Genomic DNA, 807 nt, shown 5'->3' with positions numbered 1-807 from the left:
TGACCCCGACCGGCAGACCGGTCTCGGCGGCCAGCAGCTCGACGAAGTCGAGCATCGAGTCGACGTCGCTGAACGCGGTGTGCCGCGCGGGGGAGGCGCAGTCCTTGCCGAGCGGGATGCCACGGATCCCGGCAATCTCCTCGGTCACCTTCGCGCCCGGCAGCATTCCGCCCAGCCCCGGCTTGGCTCCCTGGGAGAGCTTGATCTCCGTCGCCTTGACCGGGGCGCCGGCGACCACGTCCTTGAGCTTGTCGAGGTTGAAGCTGCCGTCCTCGTTACGGCAGCCGAAATATGCCGTACCCATCTGGAGAACGAGGTCGCCGCCGCCCCGGTGGTACGGCGACAGGCCGCCCTCGCCCGTGTTGTGCATCGTGCCCGCCAGCGCCGCCCCCTTGTTGAGCGCCGTGATTGCCGCGCCGGAGAGCGATCCGAAGCTCATCGCGGAGATGTTCACTACGCTCGCCGGCCGAAACGCCTTGGCGCGCCCGCGCGGTCCGCCCAGCACCTTGGCCGAGGGCAGTGGGGCCTGCGGGTCGTGCGCGTCGGGCAGCGCGCCGGCGAACGTGCGCTGCTTCAGGTAGGCGTGCCCCTGCACGTGCTCGACGTCGACTTCGGTTCCGAACCCGAAGTAGTTGTTCTCCTCCTTCGCCGACGCGTAGATCCAGCTGCGCTGGTCCCGGCTGAACGGGCGCTCCTCCTCGTTGGAGGTCACGATGTACTGCCGCAGCTCGGGCCCGATCGTCTCCAACAGGTACCGGGCGTGTCCGATCACCGGGAAGTTCCGCAGCAGTGCGTGCCTCTTCTGGA

1 protein-coding gene is annotated in these 807 nt (G+C 68.9%); it reads right to left on the bottom strand.

Features of this window, described 5'->3' with window-relative positions; all coding sequences use genetic code 11:
* A partial coding sequence (locus EOT10_RS40955; protein ID WP_223281531.1) for an FMN-binding glutamate synthase family protein occupies window positions 1-807 on the bottom strand: 807 nt, incomplete at both ends.

It is taken from the genome of Streptomyces antnestii (assembly GCF_004005495.1).
GTDB classification, from domain to species: Bacteria; Actinomycetota; Actinomycetes; order Streptomycetales; family Streptomycetaceae; genus Streptomyces; species Streptomyces antnestii.
Note: the sequence above shows the minus strand (reverse complement) of the source record. Positions and strands in the feature narration are given on the sequence as shown.